We start from the raw sequence: 17,051 nt of genomic DNA on the forward strand, positions 1-17,051 counted from the left end.
TAGGACTATTCAAAATCTTAATATATTCTTATGAAAACCTTATTATTTTCCTAAATGATTCTTCCTTTGCTCAGTACCCTTTTTACCTCAGAACTGAGATAACTACCGTTGTCGTTGCAAAGTAGGATTGTTTAACCGCCTTTTATCACGTTGCCTCAAATCGTCTCCAGGTACCTTGGCAGAGTTAACGTTATGATCATTTTTTCCTAAACTGTTGTATACAGCTAAGGCATCGGTAATATTATACTGTTCCGAATTGTGATCCCCTTTCGCACCAGCTGAAATCATAATATATTCTTGGTTACCCACTTGAGCGAGGCTTGCCAGACATAGACCCGCTTCAGCGGTGTAGCCTGTCTTCCCTCCTAAGATTTTCCCGTCGGCGATGCTCTGATTGTTAAGTTCTTCAAACATGGTACTGTAAAAGCTTATCCCGTCAGGGTGCTTATTCGTAGGTTGTGTGGAATAGCGTGATGAAGTAAAAATCTCCTGAAAAGTATCGTTTTGCAAAGCATAGCTGAGAAGAAGAGCCAGATCTTTAACTGTTGTGTAATGGTTTTCATTGTGGAGTCCGGTTGAGTTCGCAAAATGTGTGTTGTGCATGCCGAGATCTGCCGCTTTTTGATTCATCATCCTTACAAAGTCCTTCTCCGACCCTGCAATGTAATCAGCAAGCCCAACACAAGACTCCGCCCCACTAGGAAGCAGGGCCCCATATAAAAGGTCAATCGCCCTTACATTCTCACCCGGCTGGAAACCTGCCATTGATGCATCTGCTTTTGACAGGCCCTGAAATACAGAATTGGTAAGTGTGATTTTTTTCTTGAAATCAGGCAAGTTTTCTATGGCGACAACGTCTGTCATCATCTTTGTTAAAGAAGCGGGATAGATTTTCATTTCACTGTTTCTTTGCATCAGGATGGTATGATCTTTTAAGTTGATCAGAATCGCATTAGGGCTGTTCAGCTCACCGGGAGATATGGAAACAGAGGTTTCAGTCTCTAGTTTCAACGATGGAACCGGCATTGTTTTATCGTCATTCTCAAAGATGAGGTGGTATCCCGGAATAATGATGGATTTATAAACAAAAGCTGCCATGACACCTGTCAACAGAAGTACTGCAAATCTGCCTATTCCTGACTTTCTCTTTTTAACTTTTCGTACCATAACAAACCAGCTCCTTATTCAGTGCTGATATTATTCAACCACAGAACAAAGAGCTATGTTGGAATTCCAACTTATGAACTTCTTAAGATTTTCTTATGATGGAAGCTTTATTGTAAATGTCGTATTTTCCGGGTTGCTTTCCACAGAGATTGTTCCGTCGTGAGCCGTGACAATTTCCCGGGCGATTGCCAAACCCAGCCCTGCTCCGCCGGTATCTGTGGAACGTGACGAATCTAAGCGGTAAAACTTTTCAAAAATAGTTGCCAGCTTGGCCTGCGGGATGGGATTTCCCTGATTCGTAAAGGTTATGACAATAGTTTCGTCCTGCTGTTCAGCAGAAATGTCAATGACGCTGTTTTCATAGCTACAGGCCAGGGCATTTTTCAGAATGTTATTGAACACACGGGCCAGTTTGTCGGCATCTCCCCACAGAATGAGACCGTCAGGCACATTGACGGACACCTGCTTTGCCTGGGGAGTCAGCATTGGATAGAATTCATCAGCCATCTGTTGGAGCATGAACTGTAAATTGATTTTTTCTTTATTCAAAACAATGGTTTGCAGATTAAATCTGGTGATCTCAAAAAACTCATTGATAAGCTGCTCTAAGCGATAAGCTTTTTCTAAGGTAATACCTACATATTTTGCCTTCTGTTCAGGGGGCATATCAGAAGCTTCATCGAGAAGACTTAAGTATCCTATAACAGAGGTCAGAGGTGTCTTGATATCATGAGCCAAATAAACGACTAAATCATTTTTGCGCTGCTCGGCCTCAAGGGCGGCTTTCTTTTGTTTTTCCAAGTTGTTTTTTAGCTGATTAAGCTTATTTTCCATAAAGTCCAATTCCGGTGCTAAGGTAATTTCAGCATTGGATTCCTCAGCAAGTTTATCCATGCCGGCACTGACTTCATCGAAATATTTAGTAAACCAGGAAACAGAAAAAATAACTAAAGATATTAGAATTACACCAAAAAGGATTGTGTACATATTGTTGCGAATCACCAATTGATAGATTGTCTGTGCGTCCGAATTTCTAAAACGAAAAGTGTGGACTAAAAATTGAACGATACGATCTCCGATCTGTCCACGCAGGATATTGCGCAATAGATAAACAGTCACAGCGGCGGCAACTGTAATCAGAAGCATTTGAAAAAATACTTTCCTTTTTAATTTTGTATAATCATTCCTTCTTTTATCTCTCTCACTTTTCAATTTTATAGCCAACCCCCCAGACCGTTTTGATATATTTAGGATGTTCCGCGCTGTCCTCCATCTTTTCCCTTAAATGCCGAATATGAACCATGACCGTATTATTGCTGTTGGCGAAATATTTGTCTCCCCATACCTCATGGAATAATTCTTCCGAACTGACCACCCGTCCGCGATTAGAACAAAGGACCCAAAGAATGGAGAATTCCGTAGGCGTGAGAGACAGCCTTTTTTCATTCAGCGTACATTCATGGGTATCCATGTTAAGTACCAAGCCGGAAAAGGCAATCAAGTGTTCTTCCTGGTTGACCTCCGCAGAATTATATTTGGTAAATCTCCGCAACTGCGCCTTGACACGGGCAATCAGTTCCAATGGACGGAATGGCTTGGTGATATAGTCGTCCGCACCTAAGGTCAGCCCGGTAATCTTATCGATTTCTTCTTCTTTGGCTGTCAGCATGATCACCGGAAATTTATGCTTTTCCCGGATTTGCCGGCAGATTGAAAAACCGTCTACATCGGGAAGCATGACATCCAAAATAGCGAGGTCCAGTTTTTCATTTTCAATACAGTTGAGAGCATCCTTGCCGTTATAAAATTTAAAGACAGTATAATTCTCATTATTTAAATAGACTTCAACTAAATCGGCAATTGCTTGTTCATCATCAACGATTAAAATATTGTTAGCCAAACGTGTCATCTTCTTTCTCTAAGCATATACTTCCATAATTATTATACCGCGAGGCAATAATTTCATTTTATAGCTTTTTACTTATGAAAATCTTAAGATTTTCTGAATATCGCACTACTGATAGTCTTTCACACCAAACTATAAATATCAATTTTGTCAATAGCAAGAGTTTTAAGCATAATTCCCTGAGTTTTTAGAGACTTCAAGGGACAGTCTGCCCTAGCGGCAAACTGTCCCTTAACCTAAACTTGAAGCATTATTTTCCTTGCAATGTCAATGCCACAATCCGGTCGATCACTTCGGCAAAGGTCAACCCTGCGGCCGCCACCATTCTCGGATAACGGCTATATGAGGTCATACCGGGCAACGTATTAACCTCGTTAAGGATTACTTTTCCATCTTCCTTCAGAAACATATCCACCCGCGCAAGTCCCCTGCACCCCAAGGCGCGATAGACGGCTTTTGCTGTCTCCTGAACGAACAAGCGCGCCTCTGCCGAAATGCCGGCGGGAACGATGAATGTTGAGTTTTCGGAACCCTTTTCAGGCTCATTCTCCTGATGGATTCTGAAAAAACCATGGGACAGAGAAATTTGATCTACCTCGCCTGCCATCAACTCCGGATCGTTCCCTAATATGGCACATCCTACCTCGCTGCCGGCGACAGCCTCTTCAATCAACACCTTCGAGTCATATTGTCTTGCGGTTTCCACCGCGCTCCGCAATTCTTCTTTTCGGCATACCTTACTGACGCCGAAGGATGAACCCGAACGGGCCGGCTTGACAAAAACGGGATAAGAAAGTCCGTCGGCATCAATAGTCTCCTTTGCCGTGACAGTCCGGAAATTTGGCGTCCCAATTCCCGCCTTTCCAGCGACGATATAAGCAAGGGATTTGTCCATACACAGAGCAGAACTTTGCACATCGCAGCCTACATAGGGGATGCCGGAAAGCTCCAACAAACCTTGCATCGCACCATCCTCGCCAAGTTTACCATGCAGAACGGGAAACACCATATCCAATCGAATCGTTTTGTATTGTCCTTGACCAGAACAAGCAATCCGTGTACACTTCTGTCCGGTGACAGTATAGCCGGACGGCAACTGCCCTTTTCCCAATTGGCCTCAGGACAGTGACAAAGCTTCCAAACACCATCTTTTGTAATCCCGATATAGAAGGGTTCATACTTTTCGAGATCAAGGTTTTTGGCGACCTCTTGCGCAGATTTAACGGAGATGAGATGTTCTTCGGAACAGCCTCCGAAGATAATTGCGATTTTCAACTTATCCATGCTGCTTTCTCCTTTCAAATTTCAAGCAATTTATAATAGTATTTTCAACAGTATCTCACTGTGGAGAATCACTACCTTTCTTCTTGGATAACCGTTCCTTCCGGAAGCGAATACCCGATTTCAAATACATCCGTATAAAGCAGGCTTTCGGAAACAACCTGTTGGGATTTGCTGTCCAGCACCTGCCGACAAACAGAAACTTGCTCAAAGATTTTCCCGTCTTTTTTGAAAAAGCTCTTATCCCGATTAATGACCTCGTAACAATACCCTTTGTCCTGATCCACAAAAATACGGCCGTATAAGTTAGGCCTATTGATGGATATTTCAATTTGGAAGGTAAGATTGGTATTGTTTTTGACTTTTAAATCCAGCCACCCTTCACTGACCGTAGCGTCCACACCATCCGGTTCATCCTCATCAGGAGAAGGAAAATCCTTAAGCTGATGAGGATGCCGTTCTGCAATAGTGAGGGGTGTATGCAGAAACAACCAGAACAGCAAATTGCTGAGATGACACGAACCGCCTCCCGGGACCGTGACCAATTTGCCATTCACCACGCACAAACCGTCCTTATACCGCTCTTTTTTCTCGGCATATCTCACACGCTGCCAAAATGAAAATGTTTCACCAGGGCGTATGACCAAGCCATTAATAGTCTCCGCGGCAAGACGCAGATTAAACACCTTGTTTTCCTGATATTTCATATCAAAGCCTGTATTCTCATTGAGAAGCTTCGACTTGGTTTCATAAATGCAAAAAGGCAAAAACTCCGAAGCCTTTGCTTTTGCATAGTGGTTCCGGTCAAAGTACATCTTAGCATAGAAGAATAATTTTCTTTGTGTCCTGCGCAACGGCAATATGAATGGAAAAATCTGAGTCATTCTTTTTCGTTTCATGTCTGAGACCCCTTTTCAGGAATATGGTTTCACCACCCTACCGCCGTTTTAAATACAGCTGGAAAGCCCGGTGTAATAAAGGCTGCAGGGGGTAGTCCCAAGCACTGATCATTTCACAGGCCTCACCTCCAAAGCCCAATTTAAATCGCAACAACCCAAACAGGTGGTCAGATTCATCCAGGGTAGGGCTAATGCCTCGAAAATCATAGGTGTGGGCCTTAAGCTGATAAGCATCTTGAATCATACGCCACTGGATAGCATGATTAGGGACCTTCTCCCGTTTCACATTGCTGCTGGCCCCGTAAAGATACCATGAGTGGAAGTTGGAATGGACAGCTAAGGTTGCAGCCAATAATTCCTCTTCGTCTTCCGCCAGATAAAGATTAATACGGTCGGCTGTTTCAGCCTTTAATGACCGGTACAGGTTGGAAAAGTAGGAGAAAGTACGCACCTTGAATTGATCCCGTTCTGAAGTTACCTTCAGCAGCTCGTAGAAAGCCGGTAAATCCTGTTCTGTCCCGACTCGGACCTTGACGCCTAACCGCTCAGCCTTTTTAACGTTGCGCCTCCAGTTGGTATGAAAACAGGCGAAGATCTCAGTCAAGCTGCGCCCCTTTAAGGGCAGGCGGTAAACATATTCGGGTTGGGTCGCGGCGAAACCCGTATCACCTCCCTGCTTCTGCCAACCGATTTGCCGTAATTGCTGCTGCACCTGTTGGGCCGTTGCGTAGTCCTCATCAGGTGGCAAATCACGCAAAACTTTACCGGAGCTGCCCTGTTCTCGAGCTTGCTCTAAAAACTTCTTAATTATAGGAGTAGACCATTTTGCCTGTACTACCGGAGGGTCGATTTTGACACTGAAAACGTGCTTGCTCTTCAAATAAGCAAGAAATGGTTCAAACCATTCCTTGAGGTTGGAGCTCTGCCAGTCAATAATCGGGCCGCGGGGACAATAAGCCAGGTACCGGTTAAGGCAGGGCATTTTCCGGTATAAAACTAAACCACACCCTACCAATTTCTTATCCGGGGTAAACCACCCCAATAAATCGCTGGTCCACTCGGTTTTGACCTTGGCCCAGGAAGGATACTGCATAAAATTGCCTAAATCTGCTTGAGAAATAAAGGAATAATAGATTTCTTCACTTATTTTATCTACTTTTAACATCAAGAAAATTACACTCCATTTTGTCTGGACGAACTGTCCTGGTTGCCCTGCTGCGTTGCCGATGGTATTCTCCGGAGCACTGCCAGTTCTGTTTCTCAGCATGTTCAGAAACTTGAAATCAGTTTCAGAGATGTGGGAAGCTAAAGCAGGGCACGGACGATCTCGTCCGTATGCATGCCGCGGGAGCCTTTGACCAGAACCGCGTCGCCGGAAGACAGAAAGGATTTCAACTCCGCTGCGGCCTGATCGTTATTGTCCAAAACGCGGCAGTCGATCCCGGACCGGACGGAGCGCGCGCCCTCGGCCACGGCTTTCGCCTCCGGACCGACGGTGAGTAAAATATCGACTCCCTTTTCCGCGGCGCAGACACCGACTTCAAAATGCGCCTGCCGGGAATACTCCCCCAGTTCGAGCATATCCGCCAGCACGGCTACTCTGCGGCCGGTCCGGAACCCCGCAAGGACGCTCAGGCTGCTTTTGGCCGCGTCGGGACTGGAGTTGTAGGAATCGTCGATGACGGTAACCTCATTGACATGGTAAATCTGCTGGCGCATGGTCAGGGGGCGGTAATCCCCAAGGGCGGTGACGGCCCGGTCCAGGGGTACGCCCAGCCGCTCCGCCACGGCAAGACCGGCGAGGGCATCCAGAACATGGTGCATACCAAGTACCGGCAGGTTCACATCGACACACTCTCTCCCCGGAGCAAGGCAGCGGAAAGTGGTGGTTTCCTTTTGAACCGTAATCCCCTCCGCGCGGAAATCGCACCAGGGCGCCCTGCCGTAAAAGACGGTCTCATAGGTTGTCTTTCCGCGGAGGCCGGCGAGCATGGGGTCATCCCCGTTTAAAAACAGAACAGAACCCTGTGTGAACCGATCGGTGATGTGCAGCTTCTCCCCCAGGATGTTCTCCTGGGTTTTGAGCTGGCCGATGTGGGTAATACCGATGTTGGTCATAACGGCGTACTTCGGCTCGGCGACCCGAGCCAGGCAAGCCATTTCGCCGAAATCGCTGATCCCCATCTCCACCACCGCCGCTTCATGTTCCCCGGAAAACTCGAACATCATCAGAGGCAGTCCGATCTGGCTGTTATGGTTTCCCCTCGTCTTCATCACCTTGTATCTTGCGGCGAGTGCCAGAGCAACCATTTCTTTCGTCGTCGTCTTCCCGACGCTCCCCGTGATCCCAACGACAGGGATGGGAAATCTCTGTCGATAGGCGGCGGCAATGTTCTGGAGCGCCGGCTGAGTCGAATCCACCGCGATCCAGGCTTCTTCCGCCTCCGTCTGCGTATGCTCCTGGGTCAACACCGTGGCCGCGCCCGAGGCGAATGCGGCGTGCAGAAAGGTGTGGGCGTCCGTCTTTTCTCCTTTGAGGGGGACAAACAGGGAACCGCCGGCCACCTCCCTGCTGTCGGTCACCACCGAGGTCACCAGCGTATCCGGGTTCCCGCAGAGTAATTTTCCGCCGCACGCGGCGACGATTTTCTGTACCGTCATTTCCATTGTAAACAAGCACCTCACAGTTTTCCGGCTCAACTAGGCGATGAGAAAATCAAAATAAGTATTTGGATATGGTTCGTGTTTCAGTGTGTAATGCCACCATTCGCAATCGTAGGAAACAAAACCGCTGGCCTCCATGATAGAACAAAGGTATTGACGGTTTCTTGCTTCGGCTTGTGTGATTCCTTTTGCTCCATGATGTGAGACCGAATCCATTAAATCAAAGCCGCCGCCCATTGGCACAAGTATTCCGGAAGCTAAATGATAAAGTGTTAAGTCAATTGCGCTGCCCCGGCTGTGACCCGACTTAGCGGCCACATATCCTTTTGCTACTATCTCGGATCGGTCAATATTAGGATAGTGTTTCAGTTTCGTCCGGCCGTCTTCCGGCTGTTTTGACCAGCGCAGAAAACAATCTACGGCACTTTGAGGGCGATAACCATCCCAAAGAAGCAAGCCAAAGCCAAAGGATGAGGCTTTTTCTCGTGCTTTTTCCAGACTTAAGCACAAAGCTCTCGTACCGACAATTCGATTGGCTGCATATCCGTCCACCGGTTTGCCGATAAAATTATCCCATGTGGCGTATTTAGCGTCCCAGCGTATTCCTGATACAAACTCGTCTACAAAGACAAAATCATGTTTCATCGTCTTTCTCCTTTCAATGTCAACGATTTATTATTGATGTTACATTCTTCTTTGCTTTTAGCGCATAAAAAGCCTGTCCGATTCGACAATTTCATCCTATCGAAATTAGGCAGGCGATGTTGAAATTTTAGCTTAGCAAAATCTTAATAAGTGCTTTCGAAGCACTTATTCTTTTCTTAAGCTGATAAAATGCACGATATATCTGGCAGACTCTGAGGTGTTCCCCATTTTATTGTTTAGGGAAGATCGTTTCAATAACTTAATACGACAAAAGACGGCTTCTGACACTGCCAGTCACCGTCTTTTATTATTTTCAGGCTGTCTTAGTGCGACAGTCCCTTTGTCTTCCGCATGTACATACAGCATTCAGTTTAATTAATTATCTAATCAATGAGTTGTTTTACCCCATTTATATAACATGACACCTCAATGTCAGCGCTTAATTTCATGATGTTAAACACAGTACAATACTGCTCGACAAGCTTTATCGCTTTGACCACTTTAGATTCCAAGCCTTCATTCACTTCTATATGATAGTTTAAAGCAATTTTCGTAGCTTCGGAGGTTTGGAGGTTTGGATTCCCGCTCTGCCTCTACTTCCATGCTAATGCTATTGACCTTAATCCTCATCTTTTCAATAATTTCCAAGAAACCCCCCTGACTGCAGCCGATTAACCCTGCCAATAGCAGATCTGTCGGTCTCGGTCCTTTCTCATCAATTTGCAAATTAATATCCTGATTAAAAAAAACACTATTTTTGGGGCCGCCTTGCCACACGCTTGATACCTTCTGCATTGCATACTCCTCCTCATATTTACCTCAAAACCGCTGAATTTCACATTTAATTTCTCGAAAATTTTAGTCAAACATCGACAAAGGACGAGTGGTTGCCAACGATGCCCCGGACGTGTTCAAACGCTCCGTGGGCAGCAGTTCGCTGCGCATACCTACGTCTTGGGGTTTAAGCCGTCCGAACAAAAGCGCTTACGTAAACTCGTTATCAGCTTTCTTAAAAGTTTTGCATAAAATCCGTTCATCCTTTCCGCATTCCGAAGCTCATTAAGTAGATACAGATAATCCAACCCCTCATCCTTGCAATATCTATACAGTACTTCATCTTTCTCTTTGTAACGGTAATACTTGATCATTTAGAACACCTCACTAAAATAATGTTAATTTTCCCGGGCTGAACACTCTCTTTATATAAAAAGAGAGTGGTTAAATCCTTTTCATCGGACTTAACCACTCTCCTGATAAATGCTCTTAATTATAACCCTTATACCGGACACAATTGTTTCCCGCATTTAAGCAATAGAGGATTAAGCCAATGTATGCAGTGACCCATACCTGGTTTTATTCCAATTTGATTGTTATTTAATTTTTTTGAGCCAAGCGCTTCCAACCGGATCATTTGTTAATCCTCCCTTCATATTTTGTATAGTTTTTGTGCAATACGAAAAGTCTAAAAATATAAAGGCGGTTAAGTCCTAGCTTTTTGTGACTTAACCGCCTTTATATTTATAAAATGCTAAATAATAATCATTGACTTCTACATTTCATAAATAGAGGATTAAGACCATGTACGCTGACTTCCATGCTTGATTCCTGTGGTTTCACCACGGCATTAACTTGATTGAGATTATAGCTTTTCAGACAATACATTGTAATCCTCCTTTCATGTAACTATTTTCTTTATGTAAAGTATGGTAACATAGGCAAACCCGTACTGTCAAGGAAATTATTGTATACTGCATTTTTCATACAAATAACTTGGGCAGTTAATTGATATTCCTCTTTGCCCTTCATACCGCAATTCGTCATCGTAATTATACTCTCCACGTGCCTTGGAGCGACGATTCGGATAACTCTGCCTTGAAATACTATCGCAAAAAAATGCCAAGCAATCTATTACCTGGCACTTCGCTTTTCCAGTCTGTTATGTCATTTGGTTATCAAATCATCCTTAGCAAAATCACCCCATGCTTTTGATTATGCCGGTCTTCATCTTTAATGGCCAGGACTTTGAACCCAGGAAACCGCTCTTCATTCATTAATTCCGCTTCTCCCTCCTGCTGTGCTTTTAAAAGGATATCCAGGGCATCTGCAACTTTTGCCGCAAGCTGAAAATACATCTTTCTATAGTCCAACATCCTAATCTATACCCCCTATTTCAAGCAGCGGCAAGGTCCGGGTCATGATCCGGTCCGGCCGTCTGCTTTTATAGGGGAAATTAAAAAACGCATGCGAGGTTTTATTTACCCTACACATGCGCTATGTTTCGTTATTTGCTGAATCCTAACACCTGAACCCATTAACGTTCCTTTCCGTTGCATGGGTCAGGAATAGGCTGATCTCCTGCTACGTGAAGCCGCACAGTCTGCTTCCTGGCGACGTTTCCGTTATACTCGCTTCACCCTCGGCACAGGTGCTTTGCTTGTGCTAAAATGGGCAGCAATGTATAGTGGATCGTTTACTGCAAACCGCCGTTTAAAACCGCAGCTTGTGTTGTTGAATATCTAGGTCGTTATACTCACCGGGTGGCTATATCAAATAAGCGCATCATGAACATTGAAAAGGATACGGTTTCCTTCAAATGGCGGGACTACAAAGACAACAGTAAACAAAAAGTGATGACTCTTTCCGCTGAAGAGTTTATTCGCAGATTTCTTATTCATATCTTACCGAGTGGCTTTATGAAAATTAGACACTATGGTTTGCTTGGCAATCGCAACAAGACCACTAAGCTCAAGCTTTGTAAACAACTTACCCATACGCCTTTATTTATGAAGGAGAAGTCTTCAACCCTCCAACTTATCCAGAAACTCATAGGAAAAGATTTGAATAAATGCCCCAAATGCGGATCAGAAGAACCTAGACGATGTATGAGTCTAGGCAAATCTCCCCCTATTACTATCCGAACTGCATATGTTTAAAAAATTGCCCTTTATGGGGAGGGGGACCCTATGTCTGAAATCAGTATATTTGAAAGTTAAAGATGCATATTGTGTAATGTTTTAAATCAAAGTCCTTAAAATTACCAAGAGATTAGGAATTCAATCCCCATAGAACTCTTCACTGATCATCGCGGTTTAGTGCAATTCGAGATTCATGATGTTCTGTTTACTAATAATATAAGTACTCTTTTTTAAGCCACTGATTTCGATCATTGGCTTTTTCTGTGTCAATGAACATCATAAATCTCTAGATAATTATCCAAAGTTAGGGAAATCGGATCATCCAAGGTATACTTTCTAACATACTCAAGCTCCTTTAGGAGTTCTTTTTTCGTCCCCTAACTTCGGATAATTCGCTATGGGAAATTGAATTATTGTTTTTCAAATGTCCAGTGTGCTCATAATCTGTAAGTACACTTTTTTAACACTCGATGATAGACTGGCATATCTTCGGGAACCGCAGACAAAGCCTCAAGTTTACCTTCACGAATCATTTCTTCTATACGGAATGCGACCCAGGAATCACCAATTCCAAGTTGATATTTACCAATCACCCGCCCGATAACCTTTGCCTCCTGAAATTCCTCACCTTCTGCTGCGATTTCACGAAAGATAAAGTCATCATAGAGGGTTTCCGGTGCACTGAGCAACTGTCCATTCAGCGTGGCCCGCAAAGGTGCGTTCTCCCTTTGAAGCTCTTGCCAATGAGTTGCACAGCTTTTTTCAAATACCGGTGGCACAGGCTTTTGCAAGGCAAGATACCGATGCCATTCTCCGGGACCAACTTCACCCCAGCTGCTTTTCTGCAGGATATTTCCTTTTTCGTCAGCTTCCCATTCCGGGAGCTTGACAATTGAAACTTGTTTACCATGCACTTTCCACTGATTCAACTGCCCCATGAACCAATAGAATCCACACATTTCATCAGGCTGATTGCTGTACCAGATTCGAAGGGATTCTCCCACTGCTGCGCGTTCCTGAACCGTTTTCAGATCTTCTTTTACCCTTTTAAACATTTCCTGAGCCGCCTGATAACCCTCGTCATTCGGAAAAACGCTGTATATGTGTTCCAAAGTCTGCTTCCGCTTGATACCGGGTTGATTCTCCGAAATATCTCCAACGCTCAGCACCAAGTTGAATCCATAGATGTCTGCTGTATTTCCACCCAAGGGGGTAGCACTCTCCCACGCTAAGCGTGCCTTTTCTTTTGCTTCTCGTCGGGCAGCTTCAACTTCCTCTTTAGTTGGCTTCCTTCCATCCGCGTGACTAACGATAACGCCAATACACCCACCTTGATATTTCCCCTCGCCATAGTGCTGTGCCATTTTAAGACTTCCACAAGCACTATCGCTAAATACTATTTCAATCATATTATCCTCCTCTCAAATCCATATTTGCTTATATATCGGTATCGGATTATCCTTGAATAAATTCTGGGTAACCTGTCGGCTAAGTCGGAGGGATTGCTCCCTCTTTCTCGCCTATGAACTGTACGTGTCCCTTTCAAGACATACAGCTCAAGCTCTCATTTATCCGTCTGTCTTTATGATATTTCCGCCAATCTCAGTTGTCTTATGGTTTTAAAGCCTTCCTGTATTTGATGTTCTTTTGAAAGCTCACCTTTTGACGGGTACATTTTAGGATATTGTCTATTACAATATCCATGGACTAACTGCAAATTATTGTATTTCCTTGTCCCGCCCTGTATCACTGGTACTTTTTCTTTCACTACCAGTTTCTCACTGAAATCTGTAATACTCATTCTGCATATAGGGCATTTATAATTCTGAATTTTAGCCAGTTTCTGTTTGCTTTTAATACAGTTTCTGTCAAACTCCTTTTCGTCCCTATTCTCGTAGTATTCGTTAAGGCAAGCGTCATATGGCGTTGCTCTGAATTTAATAAGTGTATGCCTGACTATCGGTATCCAAGACATTTTTGTGAGTTGCTTACGCTCTTTCGGGTCGGTCAGTATCCATCGGTTTTTGCTTTGTCCCGTTATATCCGGTTTGTAGTATCTATCTATTATCCAAGTTTTGCTTTTCTTTGGATGTAGATATTTTAAAAATATGAACGTACATTCCCAGACATGGTGGTCCATATATGAATACGTCTGTTTTGCGACCGAAGGCGACCAATAGTTCCCTATGCCTCTAATAATGGGATTGAGTTTGTCTATTATTGCACTAACGCTATTGCCTTTTAGTTTCTGTATTTCCTTTGAGATGGTTTCATCTTCAAAATATTTCTCCCAATATTGCAAACACCAATTAGCAATATCTTGATTATTATACTCTCCATCTTGTCCTTTACTAGCCTGTTCGAGAAGGATAAGCAAGTTCAAAGGTGAAAAAGCAAGTTCTATAGGCTTCGCTCTCGTTTCCGTCCAACTTCCAAGATATTTGTTCTTTCTTTTGCTCATATTACACCTTCTTTAAGAATGAAATTCAAGAAAGCAAATCCTAGCTAACCAATCCGACCCAATGTGTCGTATAACGTTTAAGAATTTGCGCCGCGTCTTGCTGCTTTCATATTGGCTAAGTGGCGCTAAATTCTGTGTTATGCGATGCCATACGCCCCCCGGAGCCTCACCCGCTCAACCGCCTACTCCTGCACCTACTCCTGTGCTTTCCGTATGATTGCACTTTACATCGCAGAAATAATTAGAATTTGCTATCCCCTCTCCTCAAGCCCCCAGTTACGCATTCTCGCAGCAACTGTATCATGGGACTATTTATTAACAGGTATAACTTTTTTACTGTTATCATCGAATGTAATAATATACTTACCGTTAATCTGGATAATAGATTTAATATCTGTTCTACCTCATTTCTTTTGAATATTTACTAATAGCGCCCTATCGATACTGCTTTTTTGAACTGTATTACCAGTTGCATAATTTGAATCGAAAAATGACGTAGTTACTATACAAATGAGAATCAAAATTAAGTGAACAACTATTTCATTTGTTGGAACATTAATTTTCTTTTCGATGAAATTGTAGAGCTTACTTTCTTTCTTGAGTCGAAGTCTTCCAAGCCTTACCCCCCAATATATCGACAAATATATTGTTGATGCACTTGCAACTGAAGCAACCAAAAGAAGCATGGTAGAATTTTCAGATTGTAAATAATATCCATAAGCTAATGAAATCATTAATAGAAAACAGTAAATGATAATTCGATTAAGGGTTGTCCTATTCATGAACTACAACTTCTTTCTCTTTAATAAGTCATTCTCCAGAAAACTGACCCATGAGCTTGCGACCTCTTGCGTATGGTGTCGCATAACGTTTCGAGTGTTTGCGATGCGTCCGAACCGCTTTCATATTGGCAAAGTGTCGCGAACACTCTGTTAGGCGGCGGACCATGCCCCGTAATTCAGAGACGACCATGGACGGGAGTCCCTTAAACGTCCCTCCGACCAGTATTGATGCATTAAATAAGAATGATGCCGTTCTGCCATGAAAGCATTAATAATCTGGTATTGAGGTATGGACAAAGTTGGTATCCTTCGAGTTATATACAATCCCTCCAACAAATCCGCCCTTATCCTTATTGAAAGAATAAGTAGTTACGGAAAATTTGGTACCTATATTTATAATTGCGTTGATATGTGAAATTTCCTTTGAAGCATCCTCTATACCGTTTTTAGAAACAGTAAAGTAAACTGAACCCAACTGCACATATTCTGATAATAATGGGTAAGCTTTTTGACCATCCCATACAACCAATAACCAGTTCTGCCCATCGTTCCACCCAATTTCTCCCTTTTCATTTCGTCTCGCAGCCGTATATAGTTCAATTTTCTCTTCGTTATTATCTAAATCATAATCACATGAAAATTTGTCAAGTTTTGTCATACTTTTAGTGTCTATTGACTCACTAGGAACTGCTTCAATCAGACTGTTTTCAACTTTATTTCCAAGTTGTAAGAGCATACCGGTCTGTTCACTTTTTTGACAGCCATTAAGAACCATACATAGAAAAACAAATAATAATATGTAACTAATTCGTCGCATTAAAAGTCACCCTCCATAACCGACTGAAATTGAACTATATTAGCACCTTGTACAGTCAATTTATTGTACATAATCCTACAAGTACACATTAATTAAAACTCTAACGGCAATCCCTTCCAAATCCGGGCATGGACGCCCTGCTTCCCGCATGGTCTGTCGCCTAACGTCCCGAGGGTTTGCGACGTCGGGTTAATACCTTCATATTTTCTCCGATGTTGCAAGCCCTCTGTTATGTGATGTATCCACACTCTCCCAATCTTAACTCAATAATGCAATCATAATTGCCGGAAAAATAGTACCCTATCCTCTCCAGGGCCATCATAGTTGGAGTGTACTGAAACCCCATTGATCTGGCAGTCCCCTTTTTCAATATTAAATCCCATGCGAGTATGAAAACCTATCGAACCTGTGTTAACAGGCGAGGTCACGCATTGAACAATGTTACAGCCTTTTGTTACCACTTTTTCAAAAAAAGTTAAGTATAATTTCCGGCCAAGCCCCATTGTCCTGTACTCTGGATTAACACCAATGAAATGGATATATGCTTCATTTGAGTGACTTTGAGATATGAAGCCTATTAAGAATGCTCCTAGGTCTCCATCGACCTCAGCAATAAAACTTGTATCTTTGAAATGTCTAAAGAATAGTTTTGGTAGCATGTCCGCCATGTGACGGCCACCCCACCATTCGTCGACGACAGAAATAATCGGTGTGTAGTCGGATTTCTCTATTTTTCGTATTATCAAAATGAGGTGCCTCCTTTCTGTTTGAGAAACCATTCATGACCTGTGAGTACGACCCTTTAATCTATTTTAGCTAATAAGACAACTCCGATATGTGGGTATGTCATGTAACGTTTTGCGTATTCCCGAAGTCTGGTTACTACTTTCATCTTCTCTCAGATTTTGGGAACACTCTGTTATACGATGGACTGTGCCCCCAATCGCAAACCCTAAAAATACCTTTATTCTCCGATTAGTAGTTAAATTATAAACTATGATCTTTTTTAAGCCATTCTTTTGGGTTCCAGTATCCAGATACTTTGTGTATATCATTAAAACTTATCTCTGGGTTGTCCGTTTGAACTAAGGTAATCAATTTATGGCCTAATAAGAGCCGCCACGAATTATAGTGAATTATTCCTAATATTTTGATCGCTTCTTTAGGAAATCTTTCTACAAAGAAACCATAATGTCTAAAGGCTAATACAATTCCTTGTCCTTTGGGAATGCAGTCAGAAAGACAATCATTAAAAGCATCAAGATTGTTTCCATAATAATCAGGAAATTCTAGACTGTTTGAAATTGCGGAATGAAAATTCTTTATATCCAACCACTTAGAACAGTCAAGCTCATGTATATAGAAATCCTCCTTTTGTAGGAGTTCTACATACTCCTCGAAAACTGCCTCCTTCCAAAATAGTGAAACACTGCTATTTTGAAGAAGTCATACCAGGTCGTACCCCCTGCAATCTTGTCGCTCAAATAGTTTCCCTTCTTCACAAATACTTATAA

The 17,051-nt window shown here is 43.0% G+C and carries 17 protein-coding genes and 2 pseudogenes; 1 reads left to right on the forward strand and 18 read right to left on the reverse strand.

Features of this window, described 5'->3' with window-relative positions; genetic code table 11:
* Positions 1-102: 102 nt before the first annotated feature.
* The 12 genes and pseudogenes from DOT_RS11870 to DOT_RS11920 form a co-directional block, all read right to left on the reverse strand.
* The gene (locus DOT_RS11870; protein ID WP_009618767.1) at positions 103-1,167 is read right to left on the reverse strand and encodes a D-alanyl-D-alanine carboxypeptidase; all 1,065 of its coding nucleotides are present in this window, start codon (positions 1,165-1,167) and stop codon (positions 103-105) included.
* Between the two features lie 93 nt (positions 1,168-1,260).
* The gene (locus DOT_RS11875) at positions 1,261-2,379 is read right to left on the reverse strand and encodes a HAMP domain-containing sensor histidine kinase (RefSeq protein ID WP_040411982.1); all 1,119 of its coding nucleotides are present in this window, start codon (positions 2,377-2,379) and stop codon (positions 1,261-1,263) included.
* Positions 2,369-3,067 carry a VanR-ABDEGLN family response regulator transcription factor gene (gene vanR / locus DOT_RS11880; RefSeq protein WP_009618771.1) on the reverse strand — a complete coding sequence of 233 codons (699 nt, stop codon included), beginning with the start codon at positions 3,065-3,067 and terminating at the stop codon, positions 2,369-2,371. Before vanR ends, DOT_RS11875 begins: the two co-directional genes overlap by 11 nt.
* A gap of 256 nt (positions 3,068-3,323) precedes the next feature.
* A pseudogene (vanI, locus tag DOT_RS11885) lies at positions 3,324-4,357 on the reverse strand (D-alanine--(R)-lactate ligase VanI).
* A 71-nt stretch (positions 4,358-4,428) separates the two neighbouring features.
* Entirely contained in the window at positions 4,429-5,253 is an 825-nt protein-coding gene (gene vanW / locus DOT_RS11890; protein WP_009618776.1) for a glycopeptide resistance accessory protein VanW, read from the reverse strand.
* Between the two features lie 37 nt (positions 5,254-5,290).
* Entirely contained in the window at positions 5,291-6,418 is a 1,128-nt protein-coding gene (locus DOT_RS11895; RefSeq protein WP_040411983.1) for a peptidoglycan bridge formation glycyltransferase FemA/FemB family protein, read from the reverse strand.
* A gap of 140 nt (positions 6,419-6,558) precedes the next feature.
* Positions 6,559-7,920, reverse strand: coding sequence for a UDP-N-acetylmuramoyl-tripeptide--D-alanyl-D-alanine ligase (murF, locus tag DOT_RS11900; protein WP_009618780.1), 1,362 nt, complete (start codon positions 7,918-7,920; stop codon positions 6,559-6,561).
* A 33-nt stretch (positions 7,921-7,953) separates the two neighbouring features.
* On the reverse strand, positions 7,954-8,562 hold the full coding sequence (gene vanX, locus DOT_RS11905; RefSeq protein WP_009618782.1) for a D-Ala-D-Ala dipeptidase VanX: 609 nt from the start codon (positions 8,560-8,562) through the stop codon (positions 7,954-7,956).
* Positions 8,563-9,078: 516 nt separating this feature from the next.
* Positions 9,079-9,357, reverse strand: coding sequence for an OsmC family protein (locus tag DOT_RS11910; RefSeq protein WP_009618793.1), 279 nt, complete (start codon positions 9,355-9,357; stop codon positions 9,079-9,081).
* 152 nt (positions 9,358-9,509) lie between these two features.
* Positions 9,510-9,710 carry a hypothetical protein gene (locus tag DOT_RS11915; RefSeq protein ID WP_009618795.1) on the reverse strand — a complete coding sequence of 67 codons (201 nt, stop codon included), beginning with the start codon at positions 9,708-9,710 and terminating at the stop codon, positions 9,510-9,512.
* 128 nt (positions 9,711-9,838) lie between these two features.
* Positions 9,839-9,973: a hypothetical protein gene (locus DOT_RS32355; protein WP_282433457.1), complete on the reverse strand. Its 135-nt coding sequence runs from the start codon at positions 9,971-9,973 to the stop codon at positions 9,839-9,841.
* 541 nt (positions 9,974-10,514) lie between these two features.
* Positions 10,515-10,712: a hypothetical protein gene (locus tag DOT_RS11920; protein WP_009618799.1), complete on the reverse strand. Its 198-nt coding sequence runs from the start codon at positions 10,710-10,712 to the stop codon at positions 10,515-10,517.
* Positions 10,713-11,024: 312 nt separating this feature from the next.
* Here DOT_RS11920 and DOT_RS11925 point away from each other — a divergent pair.
* A pseudogene (locus DOT_RS11925) lies at positions 11,025-11,495 on the forward strand (transposase); the annotation flags it as partial.
* Between the two features lie 419 nt (positions 11,496-11,914).
* On the opposite strand, the gene DOT_RS11930 reads toward DOT_RS11925, so the two are convergent.
* The 6 genes from DOT_RS11930 to DOT_RS11955 form a co-directional block, all read right to left on the reverse strand.
* Complete coding sequence (locus tag DOT_RS11930; protein WP_009618804.1) at positions 11,915-12,886, reverse strand: DUF3658 domain-containing protein; 972 nt, start codon at positions 12,884-12,886, stop codon at positions 11,915-11,917.
* A 173-nt stretch (positions 12,887-13,059) separates the two neighbouring features.
* Positions 13,060-13,938: a group II intron maturase-specific domain-containing protein gene (locus DOT_RS11935; RefSeq protein ID WP_009618806.1), complete on the reverse strand. Its 879-nt coding sequence runs from the start codon at positions 13,936-13,938 to the stop codon at positions 13,060-13,062.
* 404 nt (positions 13,939-14,342) lie between these two features.
* Complete coding sequence (locus tag DOT_RS11940; RefSeq protein WP_009618808.1) at positions 14,343-14,672, reverse strand: hypothetical protein; 330 nt, start codon at positions 14,670-14,672, stop codon at positions 14,343-14,345.
* A gap of 316 nt (positions 14,673-14,988) precedes the next feature.
* On the reverse strand, positions 14,989-15,537 hold the full coding sequence (locus tag DOT_RS11945; RefSeq protein WP_040411986.1) for a hypothetical protein: 549 nt from the start codon (positions 15,535-15,537) through the stop codon (positions 14,989-14,991).
* 275 nt (positions 15,538-15,812) lie between these two features.
* A complete protein-coding gene (locus DOT_RS11950) occupies positions 15,813-16,283 on the reverse strand; it encodes a GNAT family N-acetyltransferase (protein ID WP_009618812.1) in 471 nt (156 codons plus the stop codon).
* Positions 16,284-16,524: 241 nt separating this feature from the next.
* Positions 16,525-16,896 carry a barstar family protein gene (locus tag DOT_RS11955; protein WP_083824087.1) on the reverse strand — a complete coding sequence of 124 codons (372 nt, stop codon included), beginning with the start codon at positions 16,894-16,896 and terminating at the stop codon, positions 16,525-16,527.
* Between the last annotated feature and the right edge of the window lie 155 nt (positions 16,897-17,051).

The sequence above is a fragment of the Desulfosporosinus sp. OT genome, from assembly GCF_000224515.1.
Lineage (GTDB): Bacteria > Bacillota > Desulfitobacteriia > Desulfitobacteriales > Desulfitobacteriaceae > Desulfosporosinus.

What these genes read in the sequence shown, in the direction of transcription:
- DOT_RS11870 (WP_009618767.1), bottom strand. Translation starts at nt 1,167, where the DNA reads ATGGTACGAAAAGTTAAAAAGAGAAAGTCAGGAATAGGCAGATTTGCA.
- DOT_RS11935 (WP_009618806.1), bottom strand. Translation starts at nt 13,938, where the DNA reads ATGAGCAAAAGAAAGAACAAATATCTTGGAAGTTGGACGGAAACGAGA.
- DOT_RS11910 (WP_009618793.1), bottom strand. Translation starts at nt 9,357, where the DNA reads ATGCAGAAGGTATCAAGCGTGTGGCAAGGCGGCCCCAAAAATAGTGTT.
- DOT_RS32355 (WP_282433457.1), bottom strand. Translation starts at nt 9,973, where the DNA reads ATGATCCGGTTGGAAGCGCTTGGCTCAAAAAAATTAAATAACAATCAA.
- DOT_RS11915 (WP_009618795.1), bottom strand. Translation starts at nt 9,710, where the DNA reads ATGATCAAGTATTACCGTTACAAAGAGAAAGATGAAGTACTGTATAGA.
- DOT_RS11920 (WP_009618799.1), bottom strand. Translation starts at nt 10,712, where the DNA reads ATGTTGGACTATAGAAAGATGTATTTTCAGCTTGCGGCAAAAGTTGCA.
- DOT_RS11940 (WP_009618808.1), bottom strand. Translation starts at nt 14,672, where the DNA reads ATGATTTCATTAGCTTATGGATATTATTTACAATCTGAAAATTCTACC.
- DOT_RS11895 (WP_040411983.1), bottom strand. Translation starts at nt 6,418, where the DNA reads ATGTTAAAAGTAGATAAAATAAGTGAAGAAATCTATTATTCCTTTATT.
- DOT_RS11945 (WP_040411986.1), bottom strand. Translation starts at nt 15,537, where the DNA reads ATGCGACGAATTAGTTACATATTATTATTTGTTTTTCTATGTATGGTT.
- murF (WP_009618780.1), bottom strand. Translation starts at nt 7,920, where the DNA reads ATGGAAATGACGGTACAGAAAATCGTCGCCGCGTGCGGCGGAAAATTA.
- vanW (WP_009618776.1), bottom strand. Translation starts at nt 5,253, where the DNA reads ATGAAACGAAAAAGAATGACTCAGATTTTTCCATTCATATTGCCGTTG.
- DOT_RS11930 (WP_009618804.1), bottom strand. Translation starts at nt 12,886, where the DNA reads ATGATTGAAATAGTATTTAGCGATAGTGCTTGTGGAAGTCTTAAAATG.
- vanX (WP_009618782.1), bottom strand. Translation starts at nt 8,562, where the DNA reads ATGAAACATGATTTTGTCTTTGTAGACGAGTTTGTATCAGGAATACGC.